The sequence below is a fragment of the Mesorhizobium ciceri biovar biserrulae WSM1271 genome (assembly GCF_000185905.1).
In the GTDB taxonomy this organism is placed as follows: Bacteria; Pseudomonadota; Alphaproteobacteria; order Rhizobiales; family Rhizobiaceae; genus Mesorhizobium; species Mesorhizobium ciceri.
In genome coordinates, this window is sequence record NC_014918.1 from 170,863 (window position 1) to 186,970 (window position 16,108).

The 16,108-nt window shown below is 61.7% G+C and carries 17 protein-coding genes and 2 pseudogenes; 11 read left to right on the forward strand and 8 right to left on the reverse strand.

Features of this window, described 5'->3' with window-relative positions; all coding sequences use genetic code 11:
* The first annotated feature begins 2 nt into the window (after nucleotides 1-2).
* Entirely contained in the window at nucleotides 3-803 is an 801-nt protein-coding gene (locus MESCI_RS31010) for a LamB/YcsF family protein (RefSeq protein WP_164920096.1), read from the forward strand.
* 51 nt (nucleotides 804-854) lie between these two features.
* Here MESCI_RS31010 and MESCI_RS31015 read toward each other — a convergent pair whose 3' ends face one another.
* Genes MESCI_RS31015 through MESCI_RS31040 form a run of 6 tightly spaced genes read right to left on the reverse strand, consistent with a single transcriptional unit; the run spans nucleotide 855 to nucleotide 6,568 of the window.
* Entirely contained in the window at nucleotides 855-1,880 is a 1,026-nt protein-coding gene (locus MESCI_RS31015) for a proline racemase family protein (RefSeq protein WP_013525169.1), read from the reverse strand.
* A 35-nt stretch (nucleotides 1,881-1,915) separates the two neighbouring features.
* Entirely contained in the window at nucleotides 1,916-2,947 is a 1,032-nt protein-coding gene (locus MESCI_RS31020; RefSeq protein ID WP_013525170.1) for an Ldh family oxidoreductase, read from the reverse strand.
* Between the two features lie 38 nt (nucleotides 2,948-2,985).
* The gene (locus tag MESCI_RS31025; protein WP_013525171.1) at nucleotides 2,986-4,149 is read right to left on the reverse strand and encodes an epoxide hydrolase family protein; all 1,164 of its coding nucleotides are present in this window, start codon (nucleotides 4,147-4,149) and stop codon (nucleotides 2,986-2,988) included.
* Nucleotides 4,146-5,126: a 5-oxoprolinase subunit C family protein gene (locus tag MESCI_RS31030; protein WP_013525172.1), complete on the reverse strand. Its 981-nt coding sequence runs from the start codon at nucleotides 5,124-5,126 to the stop codon at nucleotides 4,146-4,148. The genes MESCI_RS31025 and MESCI_RS31030 overlap by 4 nt, the downstream gene beginning before the upstream one ends.
* Nucleotides 5,123-5,785 carry a 5-oxoprolinase subunit PxpB gene (gene pxpB / locus MESCI_RS31035; protein ID WP_013525173.1) on the reverse strand — a complete coding sequence of 221 codons (663 nt, stop codon included), beginning with the start codon at nucleotides 5,783-5,785 and terminating at the stop codon, nucleotides 5,123-5,125. The genes MESCI_RS31030 and pxpB overlap by 4 nt, the downstream gene beginning before the upstream one ends.
* Before the next feature lie 6 nt (nucleotides 5,786-5,791).
* A complete protein-coding gene (locus tag MESCI_RS31040) occupies nucleotides 5,792-6,568 on the reverse strand; it encodes an SDR family NAD(P)-dependent oxidoreductase (protein ID WP_164920097.1) in 777 nt (258 codons plus the stop codon).
* A gap of 240 nt (nucleotides 6,569-6,808) precedes the next feature.
* Here MESCI_RS31040 and MESCI_RS31045 point away from each other — a divergent pair, with 240 nt between their 5' ends.
* From MESCI_RS31045 to MESCI_RS31090, 10 genes and pseudogenes are all read left to right on the forward strand, one after another.
* Nucleotides 6,809-7,444: an RraA family protein gene (locus tag MESCI_RS31045; RefSeq protein WP_013525175.1), complete on the forward strand. Its 636-nt coding sequence runs from the start codon at nucleotides 6,809-6,811 to the stop codon at nucleotides 7,442-7,444.
* 148 nt (nucleotides 7,445-7,592) lie between these two features.
* Complete coding sequence (locus tag MESCI_RS31050) at nucleotides 7,593-8,714, forward strand: branched-chain amino acid ABC transporter substrate-binding protein (RefSeq protein ID WP_245268670.1); 1,122 nt, start codon at nucleotides 7,593-7,595, stop codon at nucleotides 8,712-8,714.
* Nucleotides 8,715-8,833: 119 nt separating this feature from the next.
* Nucleotides 8,834-9,745, forward strand: coding sequence for a branched-chain amino acid ABC transporter permease (locus MESCI_RS31055; RefSeq protein ID WP_013525177.1), 912 nt, complete (start codon nucleotides 8,834-8,836; stop codon nucleotides 9,743-9,745).
* Nucleotides 9,742-10,704: a branched-chain amino acid ABC transporter permease gene (locus MESCI_RS31060; RefSeq protein WP_013525178.1), complete on the forward strand. Its 963-nt coding sequence runs from the start codon at nucleotides 9,742-9,744 to the stop codon at nucleotides 10,702-10,704. Before MESCI_RS31055 ends, MESCI_RS31060 begins: the two co-directional genes overlap by 4 nt.
* 2 nt (nucleotides 10,705-10,706) lie before the next feature.
* Complete coding sequence (locus MESCI_RS31065; protein WP_013525179.1) at nucleotides 10,707-11,471, forward strand: ABC transporter ATP-binding protein; 765 nt, start codon at nucleotides 10,707-10,709, stop codon at nucleotides 11,469-11,471.
* Complete coding sequence (locus MESCI_RS31070) at nucleotides 11,471-12,199, forward strand: ABC transporter ATP-binding protein (RefSeq protein ID WP_013525180.1); 729 nt, start codon at nucleotides 11,471-11,473, stop codon at nucleotides 12,197-12,199. Before MESCI_RS31065 ends, MESCI_RS31070 begins: the two co-directional genes overlap by 1 nt.
* A gap of 698 nt (nucleotides 12,200-12,897) precedes the next feature.
* A complete protein-coding gene (locus MESCI_RS31075) occupies nucleotides 12,898-13,161 on the forward strand; it encodes a DUF982 domain-containing protein (RefSeq protein WP_013525182.1) in 264 nt (87 codons plus the stop codon).
* A 71-nt stretch (nucleotides 13,162-13,232) separates the two neighbouring features.
* Nucleotides 13,233-13,385 (forward strand): annotated as a pseudogene (locus MESCI_RS31080) (SOS response-associated peptidase); the annotation flags it as partial.
* Nucleotides 13,386-13,417: 32 nt separating this feature from the next.
* A complete protein-coding gene (locus tag MESCI_RS31085) occupies nucleotides 13,418-13,555 on the forward strand; it encodes a HAMP domain-containing histidine kinase (protein ID WP_164920098.1) in 138 nt (45 codons plus the stop codon).
* A gap of 158 nt (nucleotides 13,556-13,713) precedes the next feature.
* Nucleotides 13,714-14,883 carry a serine hydrolase domain-containing protein gene (locus MESCI_RS31090; protein WP_013525183.1) on the forward strand — a complete coding sequence of 390 codons (1,170 nt, stop codon included), beginning with the start codon at nucleotides 13,714-13,716 and terminating at the stop codon, nucleotides 14,881-14,883.
* Between the two features lie 181 nt (nucleotides 14,884-15,064).
* Here the strand turns inward: MESCI_RS31090 and MESCI_RS31095 are convergent.
* Together MESCI_RS31095 and MESCI_RS31100 are read right to left on the reverse strand one after the other, a co-directional pair.
* Nucleotides 15,065-15,448: pseudogene (locus MESCI_RS31095) on the reverse strand (alpha/beta fold hydrolase); the annotation flags it as partial.
* A 45-nt stretch (nucleotides 15,449-15,493) separates the two neighbouring features.
* Nucleotides 15,494-16,105 (reverse strand): TetR/AcrR family transcriptional regulator, encoded by a 612-nt coding sequence (locus tag MESCI_RS31100; protein WP_013525185.1) that lies wholly within the window; start codon nucleotides 16,103-16,105, stop codon nucleotides 15,494-15,496.
* Nucleotides 16,106-16,108 lie beyond the last annotated feature (3 nt).

Genomic DNA, 16,108 nt, shown 5'->3' on the forward strand with positions numbered 1-16,108 from the left:
CGATGGTTCGAACCACTGAGGAAAGCGCCGTGGCGGCCGAAGGATTGCAGGTCGATATCAATTCCGACATGGGCGAGGGCTTTGGAGCCTACAGGCTCGGCGACGATGCGGCTATCCTCGACATCGTCAGCTCCGCCAATGTGGCCTGCGGCTTTCATGCCGGTGACCCCGAGATCATGGCGGCCACGTTCTCGATGGCGCGCGACAAGGGCGTCGCCGTTGGCGCGCATCCGAGCTTCGCCGATCTGTGGGGGTTCGGACGCCGCGTCATCCCGCATTCCATGGATGAGATCGAAAGGCTGGTCGCCTACCAGATCGGCGCGGCACAGGCGCTCTCCGCCTATGCCGGCCACCCGATCCGCTACGTCAAGGCGCATGGCGCGCTGGGCAATCTTACCCAGACCGATCGTGGCGTCGCCGAAGCGGTGACGCGCGCGGTCAAGGCCGTCGATCCCGGCCTGATCTGCCTGGCCATTGCGCTCGGCTTCCAGGACAGGATCGCGCGTGACGCTGGCCTGGCGGTCAGGTCCGAAATCTTCGCCGACCGCGCCTATACGGAGGCAGGGTTTCTTGTATCGCGCAAGCTGGAGGGCGCTGTCATCCACGATGCCGAGAAGGCTGCTGAACGGGTCGTGCGGATGGTCAAGCAAGGCGCGATCGAGACGCTTTCCGGGCAGTTGCTGCAGACGCCGATCGATTCGATCTGCGTCCACAGCGACACGCCGGCGGCCGTCGCCATCGCCGCGCATGTCAGGAGACGGCTGGAAGCGAACGGTGTCAGGGTCAGAGCGTTCGCTGCCTGAGCGCGGCCGAACGGGTTACGTGGCTGCGCCGAGGGCACGGCCGCGTCCGTTTCAGAACCAGACGTCGCTGAGGCGATGGCCGCGTGGATAAGGGTCGGTCGGGTCGAGGCCATATTGGCCGATGCTGGTGATCCAGGCCTGTCCAGCGATGGTGACCACGACCGCGTCGCGGTCGCCGACGTGCGCATTGGCGATCACGCGGGAATCGAAATGGGTCCCGATGATCGACCTGTTGCGGAACAGCTCGCCTTTGGCGATCTGGCCCTTTGCCGACATCACTGCCAGCCGCCCGGTGGTGCCGGTGCCTGTCGGCGAGCGGTCGAGCCTGCCATGCAGGCACACCGTGCCGTTGATGCTTTCCACGCGCCCGTCGACGCGCTCGATCGGACCTTCGAAAATCACGTTGGACACGTCGCGGATCTTCGGGTTCTCCGGATGCACGACAACGAGCTGCTCGTTGACGGCTTTCTTGACGCGTTGGCCGATCAGCGACATCTGGTGTGCCTCGTCGGGTTTGACAGCGAACCCTAGTGCGCGCGCATTGACATGGGCGAAAGTCATGCCGCCATAGGAGGTGTCGACGGTGATCGTGCCAAGCCCCTCGACTTCGACTGGCGTGTCGAGGTGGACTGCGAAAGCCGGCACATTGGTGAACTCCACCTGCTTCACCTTGCCGTTCTCACAGCGGCAGCGCACCTCGATGATGCCTGCGGGTGCCTCCATGCGCAGCCGCGTCTCGGGTTCCTTCATAGGCACCATGCCCGTTTCCAGCGCCACGGTGGCGACGCAGATGGTGTTGGAGCCCGACATGGGCGGGTATTCAGTGCTTTCGAGGATCACATAGCCGAGGTCGGCCGAGCGATCGCAGGGCGGCAGGATGATGTTGGCGTTGACGTAGGGCGCGCCGCGCGGCTCGAAGAGAACGAGCCCGCGTATGTCATCCATATGCTCTTGCAGATACTCCTTCTTTTCGAACATGTTCTTGCCGGGCACGTCCATGACGCCGCCGGTGATCACATTGCCGACTTCGCCCTCGGCATGGCAGCCGACGACCGTGAACGTTCTTGACCAGCGCATTTTTCTCCATTCCCCTTTATGACCATAGCTTCACTTCATACGCCGCCGAGTCCTCTCACGAGAAAACGGTCGAGCTGTTCGATCTCCTGGACCGAGAGGCTGATGCCGCCACTCTCCGATGCTGCTCGGGCAATGAACCGCCGCTGTGAGGGCAGCCGTGCACCCTGGCCAAGGATCGCCTCGAACAGGGCTTCGGCACGGTCCAACGGATTGCCGGAGCGGCTCGAGGAAAAAGCATGTGGCGAGAAAGCGATGATCAGTTCTCCGTGGGACGGATAAAGCGTCGTGGTGCCGAGCAGATGGAGCGCCTCGGGGCTGGTCAGGTCGCCGATCATGATCCCGGCGAGCAACTCGATCATCGTCGCGATGGCGGAACCCTTGTGCCCGCCGAAGGGAAGCATAGCGCCCGACAGGGCAGCTTCGGGGTCGGTCGTTGGCCTGCCGTCCGAATCCATGGCCCAGCCTTCCGGCAGCGACTTGCCTGTCCGGCGGTGGAGCTCGATCTCACCTCGCGCGGCAACCGAGGTCGCGAAGTCGAAAACATAAGGCGGCTGTTCTTCGCGCGGCCAGCCAAAGGCAAAAGGATTGGTGCCCAGCAACGGTCCGTTGCCGCCGGTCGGGGCGACCGTGGCGTAGCTCGGACACATGGCCAGGCCGGCAAGGCCTGCCTGCGACAAGGCTTCGACTTCCACCCAAAGGGCGGAAAAATGGACGGCATCGTTGATCGCAAGCGCGGCAATGCCGCACGAACGTGCCCGCTCGACCAGCACCGGCAGACCCAGTTCGAAGGCCGGGTTGGCGAAGCCGCCCTTCGCATCCACTTTGATGATGGCGGGAGCATCTTGCGGCAACAATTCGGGCTCCGCGTTCGGGTTTACCTTACCCGCCTTGATAGTCCGCAGGGCGCCTTCGACGCGGTAGACACCATGTGACTTGCAGGCATCGCGTTCCGCCGCAACGATGACCCTTGTGATGGCGCTGGCCTGGATGGGGTTCAGTCCGGCCTTGCGGAAAATTGCATCGACGCGCTCATGCAGGGCATCGATGGTGATCGTGGTGTTGGTCATTTCTGGCCTTCGGGTTTGGGTGCGTGCAAACGCTTGCTTCAAAAAGCCAGACCACCGGCAAAGGCTCTTAGATCCTGTGCAAGCAAAGCGGGCTGCTCGAGGGCCGCGAAATGACCACCGCGCGGCATCGCTGTCCACTGGCGGATGTCCTTGAAGACGCGCCCGACCCAGCTCCTCGGCGGCATCGGCAGCTCTTTTGGAAACAACGCCACCGCAAGTGGAACGTGGATCGCCGTGCCCGACGCGAATGCAAGCGGGCGGGCGCGCGTTTCCCAATAGAGGCGCATCGACGAAGCGACGGTCCGGGTGAACCAGTAAAGCGAGATGTTGGCGAGCATGTCGTCGCGCGAAAAAGCAGCATTGCCCAGATCGCCACCGCAATCACTCCAGTCGCGGAACTTTTCGATCATCCAGGCTGCCAGTCCGACCGGTGAATCCGTCAGCCCATAGGCAAGCGTTTGCGGGCGCGTCGCTTGAATATGAGCATAGGCGCCATGAATATCCGCCCATCCGGCTTTCCGTTCCAGGAAGGCGCGCTCTTCCGACGTCAAGTCACCGTCTGGGCCTGCATCGTGAGGCGGTGAGAATGAGCCGGGGATGAAATTGAGATGCACCCCGGCGAGACTGTCTGGATGCGCATGCGCCAGACATGTCGACACGCTGGCGCCGAGATCGCCACCTTGTGCGAGATAGCGTTTGTAGCCGAGACGGCTCATCAACTCAGCCCAGAGGTCGGCGACGGTGAACAGGTTGAGACCAGGCCTGGTCGGCCGGCTCGAAAAGCCATAGCCGGGAATCGAAGGGACCACGACGTTGAAGGCGTCCTCCTGCCTTTCGCCATGCGAAAGCGGGTCTGTCAGAAGCGGGATCAACTCATGAAATTCGAAGACGCTGCCTGGCCAGCCATGGGTGAGTATGATCGTTCTGCCGGTCGCAACAGCGGCGCGCGCATGGATGAAATGGATGGTTTGGCCGCCGATATCCGTCTGGTAGTGCGGATGGGCGTTCCAGGCGGCTTCCTGCTTGCGCCAGTCGAAGCCGGTGCGCCAGTGCTGCATAAGCCGGCGCAGGTCCTCGTGCTCTGTTCCCTGCGCCCAGCCTATTGCCTGCAATTGGTCCGGCTCGCGCCAGTTCGAGATGCGCTTGTTCAAATCATCGATTTCAGACTGGGCGATCTCGATGGTGAAGGGGCGAATTTTCATGGGCTCCTCTGCTCGCCGGCCATGAGGTTGCGGGCGGCGATAAAGTCGCGGCGTCGCTGCCAGTTCGTGCGAAGCGCTTCCGTCGACGCTTCGATCGAGACCGCTGAGAAACGCAGACGCGCGCCGACAGGCGCTTGTGCGAGCCGCCACAGGTCGGCTTCGATCACCGTAGCGATCTTCGGATAGCCGCCGCAAGTGTTGGCATCGGCAAGCTGGATGATCGGCTGGCCGGACGGTGGCACCTGGACAGTGCCGGGTACGATGCCGTGCGACAGCAATTCCATCGGTGACACGAGCGAGAGCGTCTCTCCGGAAAGGCGATATCCCATCCGGTTGGCGTCGTTGGTGATGCTCCATTCGCTTCCGGTGAAGGCTGCCTGGGCCTCAGGGGTGAAGGCGTCGAACTCGGCGGCCGGCAGAACTCGCAACTCGATTGCCGAGGCAAAGCCGTCCACCGCGCCGCGTCGCTCTTCCAGCGCTGCGCCGATGCCGCCTGCGGGAAGCCGGCATTGCGCCGGGTTGAGCGCAAGCCGGTCGCCGCGCGACAGGCCGCGCCCGCCGAGCCCGCCGAAGCCACCCTTCGCATCCGTCGCGCGCGACCCCATGACGAGGGGTAGATCGAGCCCCCCGGCAACGGCGATATAGGAACGAGCACCGGTGCGCGGTGCTTCGAGGACAAGCGTCTCACCGGCGCGGATCGTCATGGCCCACCAGGGCGGGCAGGGCCGATTACCGACGCTGACGGCGCAATCCGCGCCGGTGACAGCGACCGCGGTGTCGACATGCGTGCGCAGCCGGAACGGATGAAGCGCGACCTCGATCCCGGCAGCCGAGGGATCATTGCCCAGCATGAGATTGGCGATTGCAAGCGCCTGCTTGTCCATGGCGCCACCATGGCTGACCCCCAGCGCCAGATGACCGGGCCGGCCGAGATCCTGGACCGTGTTCGGCAAGCCGGTGGTGAGGATCTCGATCATGCCTCGATCCCTGCGATTTCGAATCGGATCTTGTCTCCAGGCCTGAGCAGCACGGGCAATTCCGCTTCGGCCTTGAACAGCTTCACTTCGGTATGGCCGATCATGTGCCATCCGGACGGCGCAGTCATCGGCATGACGCCCGCCTGCGCACCGCCGATTATGACGGCGCCCTCAGCGACCTTCAGGCGAGGCGTGCTGCGCCTTGCCCAGGCAAGCAGTGGATCGAGACCGGACAGATAGGGAAAGCCCGGCATGGCGCCGATGGCGGCGACGGTGTAGGCGGCTGCCGCGTGGCGCCTGACGGTCTCGTCGACAGACAGGCCGCAATGCGCAGCCCAGCCGGCGAGGTCCTCGCCGCGCGAGCCGCCATAGCTGACGGGAATAGTATGATGCGTGCCGGTCACCGCATGGGCATCGGTGCTGGTCCAGAGCGACATCAGCTGATCGCCGACACTGTGGGCGTCCGTGGCGAGCGGGTCAAACACCACCAGCAGGTTGTTCATGCCGGGAACGGTCTCGCGCACCCCTTCGAGGCTCAGCGCGGCATTCGCTACCGCCCAGACCAGTTCCTGGGTGGCATCATCGAAAGCCCCCTGCGCCCCGTCGAGCAGCAGCGCGGCCGATCCCGCAAGACTGATGTGGGGCGTACCGACAACCATTGGCGGTCAGTCCTTCACCGGCACCGTATAATTCAGGATCAGGCGGCCGCCATCCGGATAGATGGTCTGGCCGACAATGTAGGAGGCGTCGGCGCTGGCCAGGAAGGATGCGACGCTGGCGATCTCGGAAGGTTCGCCACAGCGGCCGCTCGGCGTGCGCGACAGGATGGTCTGGCGCTGCGCTTCGCTGGCCATGACCGAGCTCTTGACCATGTCGGTCAGGATGGTGCCGGGGCCGATGGCGTTGACGCGAATGTTATGCGGAATCAATCCGACGGCCATCACCGCCGTCAACTGCTTGATGCCACCCTTGGACACGGCATAGGCCACGGAATTGGGAATGGCCAGGATGGCGTTGATCGACGACATGTTGATGATCGAGCCGCCGCGTCCCTGCGCGATCATGGCCCTTGCCGCGGCCTGCCCGAGAAGGAACGGCGCCTTGAGATTGACGCGCTGAACCAGGTCGAAGGCTTCCTCGGGGAAGTCAACGAAATCGTCCAGATGGATGATGCCGGCATTGTTGATGAGGACGTCGACACCGCCGAATCGCTCCGCGGCCTTGGCAACAACATCGGCTGCCATCTCCTGGGTGCATTCGGAGAGATCCGCCGATAGCCATGCGGCACGCTCGCCAAGACGTTCGGCATGCTCGCGTCCGCGATCGGCCTGCACGTCGACAAGCACCACCTTGGCGCCATCGGCATGAAAGCGCTCGGCGCAGGCAAGGCCCAGGCCTTGTGCCGCCCCGGTGACGATCACGACTTTTCCTGCGTGCTTCACAACCCAATCCCTTTTCACAATCATGACATTTATGGATATGTTATCCAATCTATCTTGAACTTTGACGCCATTGCAAGTCCGAATGGGAGGAGCGGTTGGGCCGTTATGGCCATCCTTGCGCCTATTCCCGGTCAATTTGGCTTTTTTCTGCCGACCATTGCAAGGTCGGTTGACTCCACCGAATTAAGTGTGATTGGATACTATATTCATAATAGGTGCCGACGAGGAGGAGTGCAGGCGATGGCGGATGGATCACAGGAAAGCGAACTGATCGACGCGTTCCGCGCTCTTGCGACGCCGTTGATCAGCGACAATCTCGCTCGTGTCCCCGGCGCTGTCGGGTTGCGGCCGTTTCATCGGGTGAGCGGCGTCATGGCGGGGAGAGCGCTGACGGTCAGGACTCGTCCCGGGGACAACCAGTTCATCCATCGTGCGCTCGATCTGTTGCAGCCAGGCGACGTCATTGTCGTCGACGGCGGTGGCTATGAGGGGCGCGCGCTGGTCGGCGAGATCATGACAAGTGTCGCGGCTTCGCGCGGCGCCGCAGGCATTGTCATCGACGGCGCCATTCGCGATGCCGGTGCCATCGGCCGCAATCCGTTCCCATGCTTCGCGCGGTCGGCCATCCATCTCGGACCTTACAAGGATGGTCCGGGAGCCATAAATGTTCCGGTCTGCATAGGCGGCATGGTCGTCGGTCCAGGCGACATCGTCGTCGGGGACGAAGATGGCGTCGTGGCATTTCCAATGGACGGTGCCGCGGCCTTGCTGGCCGCCGTCCGGGCGCAGGAAGCCCGCGAGGCCGAGATCATGCAGAGCATCCAGGAGAACCGCTATCAGGGAGCCTATGCCCGGGCTTCCAGCGGCAGTCACTGATCGGCGGATCAGGAGCCTGCCGGTGAGAAATCGCATGGCCGGCTGGCGATCTTGCTCAACAAAACCGCTCCGCAACTAACCGAGGGGCGAAACAATGCATTTCGGGCACGCCGCCTGGATGCGCCAACAGGGGAAATGGAGAGAATTAATGGTTGTTTCCTTCAAGAGGCTTGCCAAGAGGCTGGCTTGTGCGACCGCCCTTGCCGGGCTGGCTATGACCACGATGGCCGCGGCTGCCGATATAAAGATCGGCATCGTGGCTCCCATGACTGGCCAACTGGCCAGTGAAGGGCAGGATATGGAGAACGCCGTGAAGATGGCGATCGACGCCGTCAACGCCAAAGGTGGCGTCAACGGCGACAAGATCATCACCACGACCGCTGACGACGCCTGCGATCCGCAGCAGGCGGTGACCGCAGGCAGCAAGCTTGTCTCGGAAGGCGTGACCGCCATCGTTGGCGGCTACTGTTCGGGTGCCGTCTTGCCGACATTGAAGATCTACGGCGACGCCGGCATTCCGTTCGTCATCATCGGAGCGAACTCGACCAAGCTGGTCGCCGCCAATCAGGGTAATGCCTTCCTCGCCAATTCGACCGGCGACATGCAGGCGACTACAGCGGTGGAGCTCTTCAAGAAGAACGGCTACAAGAAGATCGCGGTCGTGGACGAAGGCGATGCCTATTCATCCGACCTGGCCAAGCTGACCGCCGAAGCCTTCAAGGGCGAAGGCGGCGAAATTGCCGCCAAGGAGACCACCACGGCCGGCGAGCAGGACTATTCGGCGGTCGTCACCAAGATCAAAGCAAGCGGCGCCGACGCTGTCTTCTGGACCGCCTACCATGCCGGCGGCGCACTGCTCACCAAGCAGCTTCGGCAGGCCGGTTTCCAGGGCGGCATCGTGCTGGGCGACGGCAACAATTCGCCGGAGTATCTGGAAATCGCCGGGTCGGCCGGTGAGGGCGTGTATCTGTTGTCTCCGCCGACCGTCGACCTCTTGTCCGGTGCCGCCGACTTCAAAGCCAAGTACAAGGAAACCTATGGTCGTGACGCCGGTGCTTATGCAGCTCTCTCGTATGATGTGGGCGACCTAATCGCCGATGCCATCACGCGGGCCAAGTCGGCGGATCAAAAGGCGATCATCGAGGCCCTCAAGGCGAGCGACCTCAAAGGCCTTGCCGGCGAAATCAAGTTCACCGACAAGAACACCCTCCAGACCTCGAACTTCCGCCCGGTGATCGCCAAAGGCGGCAAGTGGGTGGCTGTCGAATAAAGGCTAACCGGATTGATGCCGGGGCGGCCCTTGTGGCGGCCTCGGCGTCATCGCCGATTGTCTGGCGCGCCGACGCTGCGCCCAGACGAGACTTTTTCAATTCTGCCCCAGGAGCATCAATGACGCTCGACCTGCTTATTCAGCAACTGGTGAACGGTCTTATCGTCGGCTCGTTCTATGCCCTGATCGCGCTCGGCTACAGCATGGTCTTCGGCGTCATCAAGCTCCTGAATTTCGCCCATGGCGACATCTACATGAATGGCGCCTTCGTCGGCCTCATCGTGTTTTCCTTCGTCGGTATCTGGGTCGGTAATGGCTGGCTGGGCGTGGTCTGCGCCCTGCTGGTGTCGATGCTGGTCGTCGGCTTGCTCGGCGTCGTCATCGAACGTTTCGCCTATCGGCCGATGCGCAATGCGCCGCGCCTATCCATCCTCATCACAGCGCTCGGTGCGTCGATGGTGTTGAACGGCACGGCACTCGCCCTGACCGGCGGGCGGCACTACGCATTCAACACGGATCTCGGTTTTGCCGGCATCGACATTTCCACCGTTCACATCACCTACACGCAGATGGTGCTGGTGGCCGCCTCCATTGCTCTTATGGCCGGGATGCAGGCCTTCGTCTCACGCACCATGTATGGCAAGGCGATGCGCGCCGTGTCCATCGACATGGGGGCGAGCCGCCTGATGGGCATCGATGTCGACCGGGTAATCGCATTGACCTTCTTCATGGGTTCCGCGCTTGCCGCCGGCGGCGGGGTCATGGCCGGCGCCTACTATGGCAGTGTCCATTTCTTCATGGGCTTCATCATGGGGCTGAAGGCCTTTACCGCCGCGGTCATCGGCGGGATCGGCAGCGTGCCGGGCGCCATGCTTGGCGGCTTGCTGCTCGGCCTGCTCGAGGCTTTCGGCTCGTCCTTGCCCTTCGTCGGATCGGAGTGGCGTGACGTCTTCGTTTTCGGGACCCTGATCCTGTTCCTTGTGTTCAAGCCGACGGGCCTTCTTGGCCGCTCTGTCGTGGAGCGGGTATGATGATCGACGAAGTGAGAACCATGCCGGCCGCCGGGCAACCGCAATTGATGCGCTGGTCCGTCGTGCTGCCCGGCCTGGCGGCACTCGCCCTCGCGCTGGTGTTGCCGCAGTTTGCCAACGCCTACGTGACGGAGGTGGCGACCACGGCGCTGCTCTATGTCGTGCTGTGTCTCGGCCTCAACATTGTCGTCGGCTATGCCGGCCTGCTCGACCTCGGCTACGCCGCCTTCTTTGCGGTTGGCGCCTACACGTCAGGCATCCTGACCGCGGAATTCGGGTTCAATTTCTGGCTCACCATCCCGGTCGCCATGGCGGCGGCCTGCGTGGCCGGCATCATTATTGGTGCGCCGACCTTGAGGCTACGCAGCGACTATCTGGCGATTGTGACGCTGGGCTTCGGCGAGATCGTCCGCATCATCGCCCGCAACCTCGACATCACCGGTGGCGCGAGTGGTCTCATCGGCATCGAGCGGCCGGAGATCTTCGGCTTCAGGCTGATGCAGGTGCAGCACTTCTATTATGCGTTCCTGGTGCTGGCGCTGCTCACCGCCTTCGTCTGCCTAAGCGTCGAGCGGTCACGAATGGGACGAGCCTGGTTCTACGTTCGCTATGATGAGGACGCCGCCGCCGGCATCGGCATCAACCGTGTCACGGCCAAGCTGCAGGCCTATATGATGGGCGCGGTGATCGCTTCCGTCGCCGGCTGCCTCTATGCCGCCAAGATGACGGCCATCTCGCCGGAGAGTTTCACCTTCAATCAATCGCTTCTCATCCTGCTTGGCGTCGTTCTGGGTGGCATGGGCCGCATTCCCGGCGTCGTCCTGGGCGCCATTCTCGTGGCTCTGCTTCCGGAGGTACTGCGCGGGGCGGGCACCTATCGTCCACTGGTGACCGCGGTTGCGCTGCTGGCAATCATGCTCTTCAGACCTAACGGGCTGTGGCCGGACAAGCGGGTTTGACCATGGCCTTGCTGGAAGTCCGCGATCTGCGCCTCAGTTTTGGGGGACTGAAAGTCCTTCATGATATTTCGTTCTCGGTTGAGAAAGGTGCCATCAACAGTCTCATCGGGCCGAACGGCGCCGGCAAGACGTCGCTCTTCAATTGCCTGACCGGCTTCTACAAGCCGAAGGGCGGCTCGATCAGCCTGAGCGGCCGGCCAATTACCGGTTTGCCGCCGCATCGCATCACCGCGCTCGGGCTCGCCCGTACCTTTCAGAACATCCGGCTGTTCAAGGAGATGAGCGTTCTTGAAAACGCCATGTCCGGCCAGCACTGCCGCAGCCGCCACGGGATTGTGTCGGCGATCCTGCATTTGCCGGCACAGCGGCGCGAGGAGGAGGCGATCCGCGCGATCGGCATGCGCTGGCTCGGTTTCGTCGGCATCGAGCAGCATGCGCATCGCCGTGCGGGTGGTCTTTCCTATGGCGACCAACGGCGGCTAGAACTCGCAAGAGCCTTGGCCTCGGCGCCCGAGCTCATCCTGCTGGACGAGCCTGCCGCCGGCCTGAACGAGCGCGAGAAGCTGGACCTCATACATCTGATCCGCCGTATTCGCGATGAAACCGGCGTCACCGTCCTGCTGATCGAACACGATATGGGGCTGGTCATGCAAGTGTCGGAAAAGATTGTCGTGTTCGACTACGGTCAGAAGATCGCCGATGGTGCGCCGGAGGCCGTCCGCGCGGACCCCAGGGTCATCGAAGCCTATCTCGGCACGGAGGATTGATGGACTTCGAGATCGTTCTCAGCGCGGACCGTATCGTTGCCCGCTATGGCGCCATCGAAGCGCTTCATGGCGTCAGCCTTTCGGTCAAACGCGGTCAGATCGTCGCCCTGCTTGGCGCGAACGGCGCCGGCAAAAGCACGGTGCTGCGCACGCTGTCCGGCCTCATTGCGGCGTCCTCTGGAAATGTCCGCTTCCTGGGCGAGGACATAACCAAGGCCCCGGCCCATCGGCTGCCGCATCGCGGGCTCGTCCACGTCCCGGAGGGCAGGCGTATTTTCGGCGACATGACGATCAAGGAGAACCTTGACCTCGGCTCGTTTACGCTTGCCGACGACACCGAGCGCCGGCGGCGGCTGGATCACGTTTTTGAACTCTTTCCCATCCTGGCGCGCAGAAAGAATGGCGATGCAAGGAACCTCTCTGGAGGAGAGCAGCAGATGCTGGCGATCGGCAGAGCCCTCATGGCCGCTCCCAAGGTGCTCCTGCTCGATGAGCCGTCAATGGGCCTGGCGCCGCAATTGATCAAGGAAGTCATGAACATCGTCCAGCGCCTCAATCGCCAAGGCGTCACCATCCTGCTTGTGGAGCAGAACAGCAAAGTCGCCTTGAAATTCGCCGACTACGGCTATGTTCTCAAGGCCGGGCGTATTGTGCTTGAGGGACCAGGCAGTGAACTTGCGAGCAACGAAGCGGTCATCAGCGCCTATCTAGGCGGCGTCGCTACGTAGCTGACAAAGCCGCCAACACCCGGATTCTACAAATGATACCACCGGTCTTTCTTCGACAAATAGCCGTGGGGAAGGACTTGGCACTCTAAGCCGGTCCCAGATCTTGGCTTAGCCGTTGGCGCTGATACCTACGATGGCATCTTCTTTAAGGCAGGCTGCGGCTCGCAAAGGCCGCAGCAGTTTCGAATATGGTAGCGGTGGGGCTTTGAACCCCCGAAGGGAAACTCATCAAGCAGTTGACAGAAATCAAGCCTGCCAGGTGTCTCCTTCCTGGCTTTTTTTGCCCAAAAATCTATAATAAAATCATTCAGTTAGATGAATGCGATGGTAGCGGGAGAGCGCTACCGCCAATAGATCCGCTTCGTCCGTGATCCCGTTCTGGAAAACGCTGACGACTCCGCGGCGAGGTCTTCCCTCTGTTCCTTGTCTTTTTGGGCTAGACGGCGCTCGATGCACAGTTGGTCGAACACCCGCTGGAGCAAGTCCAGATCAATGGGCTCGAATATTTCGCCGTACCGTTGCAGTGGCATTTGCCGTCCCTCAAACACGGCCGATGCGGGATTTTTTCATATAACGGGGTTAGATGCGAACGGATTTCCAAACTGATGCACAGCCCACATGTTCTTCGGACAGCACTAAAGACCGGGAACCTAAGATCTCATCATGAATTGAGTTGCGTTCGCGTTTGGGAGGTTTGCGTGCAAGACCAGCGCTTTGAAAAGCCTGTACGCGTGGCCCTCGGCAGGTCGAGGAACACGATCTATACGGTTGAGCGAGTAGCCCAGGCAGCGGACATCCTGCTGAACCGATGGCCGGCGATGACCGGCAAGAAACATGTCGCTGCTCGCAAAGCCTGCCTTGGCGTGCTCGAGGGCCTGAAAGAAACCCGCGACGCTCGCAGGGCCTTCGTCGAGGCCGCAAAGGAGGCAGACATCCTCGTTGAGCAGGATCCGTTCCGTTGAGCGCCCATCCGCTTTTCATCGGGGCCTCGACTGCCTTACTGTAGACAGGTCGCCCAGGTCCGGAGCCTTCCATGTGCAACGATTACGAACAGCATGTCCTCTGGGCTGAATATTGCCGGATGATGGCGTCGCTGGCGCTCAAAATCCCCACCCACCAGACCGAACTCGACCTGCCACAGGCAGACGACGTGCGCATCAGTGAACCGGCGCCAATAATGCGTGCCGAGCGGGAGGCGGCACCGGATTAGGCCTTTCCGTGGTACGCGGTATCGCGCGAGCCCACGGGGGCGATGTCCTGGCCCGTTCCGGACCGGAAGACGGCACAGCCATTGAAATCTGGCTGCCATTGAGGGCCATCAACCGCAAGGATGGAGCGAAGCTGCGGCCAGACTAGCGCCCTTGGCAAACGCCTACGCCAAGGGCTTAGCCTCGGTGCACCTGCACTTCCAATGTCGTCTGCTACTGCTACGCAAGGCACCACCTTTTCGCGCTTCTGGGCCAATCTCAAGTTCGTTCGGCGGCCCACCCATCGCACAGAGGAGAACAACCTTCATGTCGACTCGCCGCTCATTGCTCAAGCTCGGATTGGCCGGGCTGTTCATTCCTCAGGGAGCTTTGACTCTTCAAGCCGGAGAAGATCAGTCGTTTGAAACCTGGCGCCGCGCGTTCGAAGCGAGCGTTCCGACGCGCATGAAAGCCGCGAATGTATCGGGATCTGCTGTTGCGATCATCGGAAAGGACTCGTCGAAGCGCTATTCGGCGGGCTTTGGCTTTGCTGACATCAAACAAAATCGTGAGCTTGCAGCCGACACCCCTATGCATCTGGCCTCGGTCAGCAAGCTGTTTACTGCTTCGGCGTTAGTTCAGCTGTTCAGTCGCCGCGGCCTCGATCTGGACCGCGACATCAACAGCTACATCGATTTTCCCGTGCGAAATCCCCACCATCGGAGGGCAGCGATCAACCCTCGTCATCTCCTCACGCATACATCCAGCATTTCGGATGCGGGTTATGGCGATTACTCCCAGGTGGGAGATCCCACCGAAAGCCTCTCCAACTTCCTGCGAGATTATCTTTTGAAGGGCGGGGAGACCTATTCGCCGGACAGGTCCTTTTCAAAGTTCAAGCCGGGAAGGAAATGGGACTATTCAAATGTTGCAGTCGCGCTGGCAGGCTATGTCGTTGAATGTGTCAGCAAACAGAGCTTCTCCTCTTACGTGGAGACAAACATATTTGCCCCGCTCGGCATTAGAGACGCGCAGTGGTACCTGAAGGAATTCGCGCCGGACGTGCTCGCCAAGCCGTACAGATTTGAGAAAGGCACGTATGTCGAATTGCCACAGGAAGGCTATCCGGACGTACCGGCAGGCATGCTGCGCTGTTCGGCAAACAATCTTGCAACAATGCTGCGTGCCATGCTCGGCGGAGAAACCGGCGCGAGAGAGATCTTGTCCCCGCGATCGGTTGCCGAAATGCTGCGCCGTCAGGTCGATCGCAAGATTTACTCTTATCAAGGGCTTGGCTGGACAGAGGAGGAAATCAGGAACCAGAAGGTCATTGGTCATACCGGGAGCGATAATGGCGCTTCCAACATGGTGGCCTTGAGCAGGGACAAAAGCCACGCAGTGGCTGTCCTGATGAACATCGACGGAACGCCGGAGACGGGCAAGTTTCGGGCTTCGATTATCGAAGATCTGCTAGCCGGCGCAAAGCTCGCAAGGTGAGTGAACAACCTCTTCCCATCTGGCGAAGTTTCTGGTGGACGGCTCGAATGCTGGGAGCGGATCGTTTGCGTCACGGATCGCGGACCCTGCTGGCCAGTGACTCGCACAAGTTTCACCTGCTCACGCGAGATCAGACGGCCGAGCGGCCTGTGAGCGGCACACATCCTCGGCTCGTCAAACCGTAGGCATACGCGATCCAGGTCCCCACGTCGTGCCCCGCTACGTCGATCGGCCCATCCGAAAGCAGACCGAGCGCTTCTGCGATCGCGTGAACATCTGCGGCGGCTGTCATGAGATCATACCCGTGCGCCGGCCGATCCGACTGACCCGTGCCGCGCGGATCGATGGCAATCACGCGCCGCCCTGCGGCAACGAGAAAGGGCATCACATGCCGCCAGGCGTACCAGCTCTGCGGCCAGCCTGGAATAAGGAGGACAGGTCTCCCTTGACCTCCTTCGACATAGTGAAAATGCAGGCCGTTGGCGATCACCGTGCCGTGGGCAAGACTGTGCCAGGACGCGCTCTGGCGGTGTGGCGCCTCGCGAGATTTGAATGCATGAGTCATGAAAGCTTCCTCAAATAGAGAATGATCATTTCCAAATTTGGCAAATCAATCGAGAAGCCGCATCGCCTGATCGACCACACCGGCTATGGAGTTCTGTCCGGTCTTTCCGAGAACCCGGATGCCCTGAGCCACGCACAGCAGCGCGCGTGCAACCGACTCACTGTCGACCTGCTTGGCGATCGACCCGTCCGTCCGGCCCTCGTCGATGAAGCAGCGGAGTTGCTGCTCGCGTGCGTTGAGCAGGCGCCCGATGTGACCCGCGAGTTCCGGGTCAGAGGCCCCGAACTCGATTCCGCTCGCGACAACCAGACAGCCAGTACGTCCCGTCTCGCCTTGGCTGAGCCTGGCATATTCAGACAACATGCAGCGTACCCGCGCGCGGCCATCGGGAGCATCCCGGAGGGCCGCCAACATCCGTGCATTGCTCCGCTCGACATAGCGGCCAAGCGCTGCGTGGAAAAGCCCTCGTTTATCCTTGAACGCCTTGTAGATGCTGCCGGCGGTCAGTTTGAGGGCCTCGGAAAGATCGGCGACCGAGCTGGCGCTGTATCCTTGCCGACTGAATAGGACGATCGCGTCGTCAAGCACCTGATCGATCTCGAATTCCCTCGGTCGTCCGGGTCGGGCATTGAGCCGCTCTTTTTCAAAGTCTGTCATCGC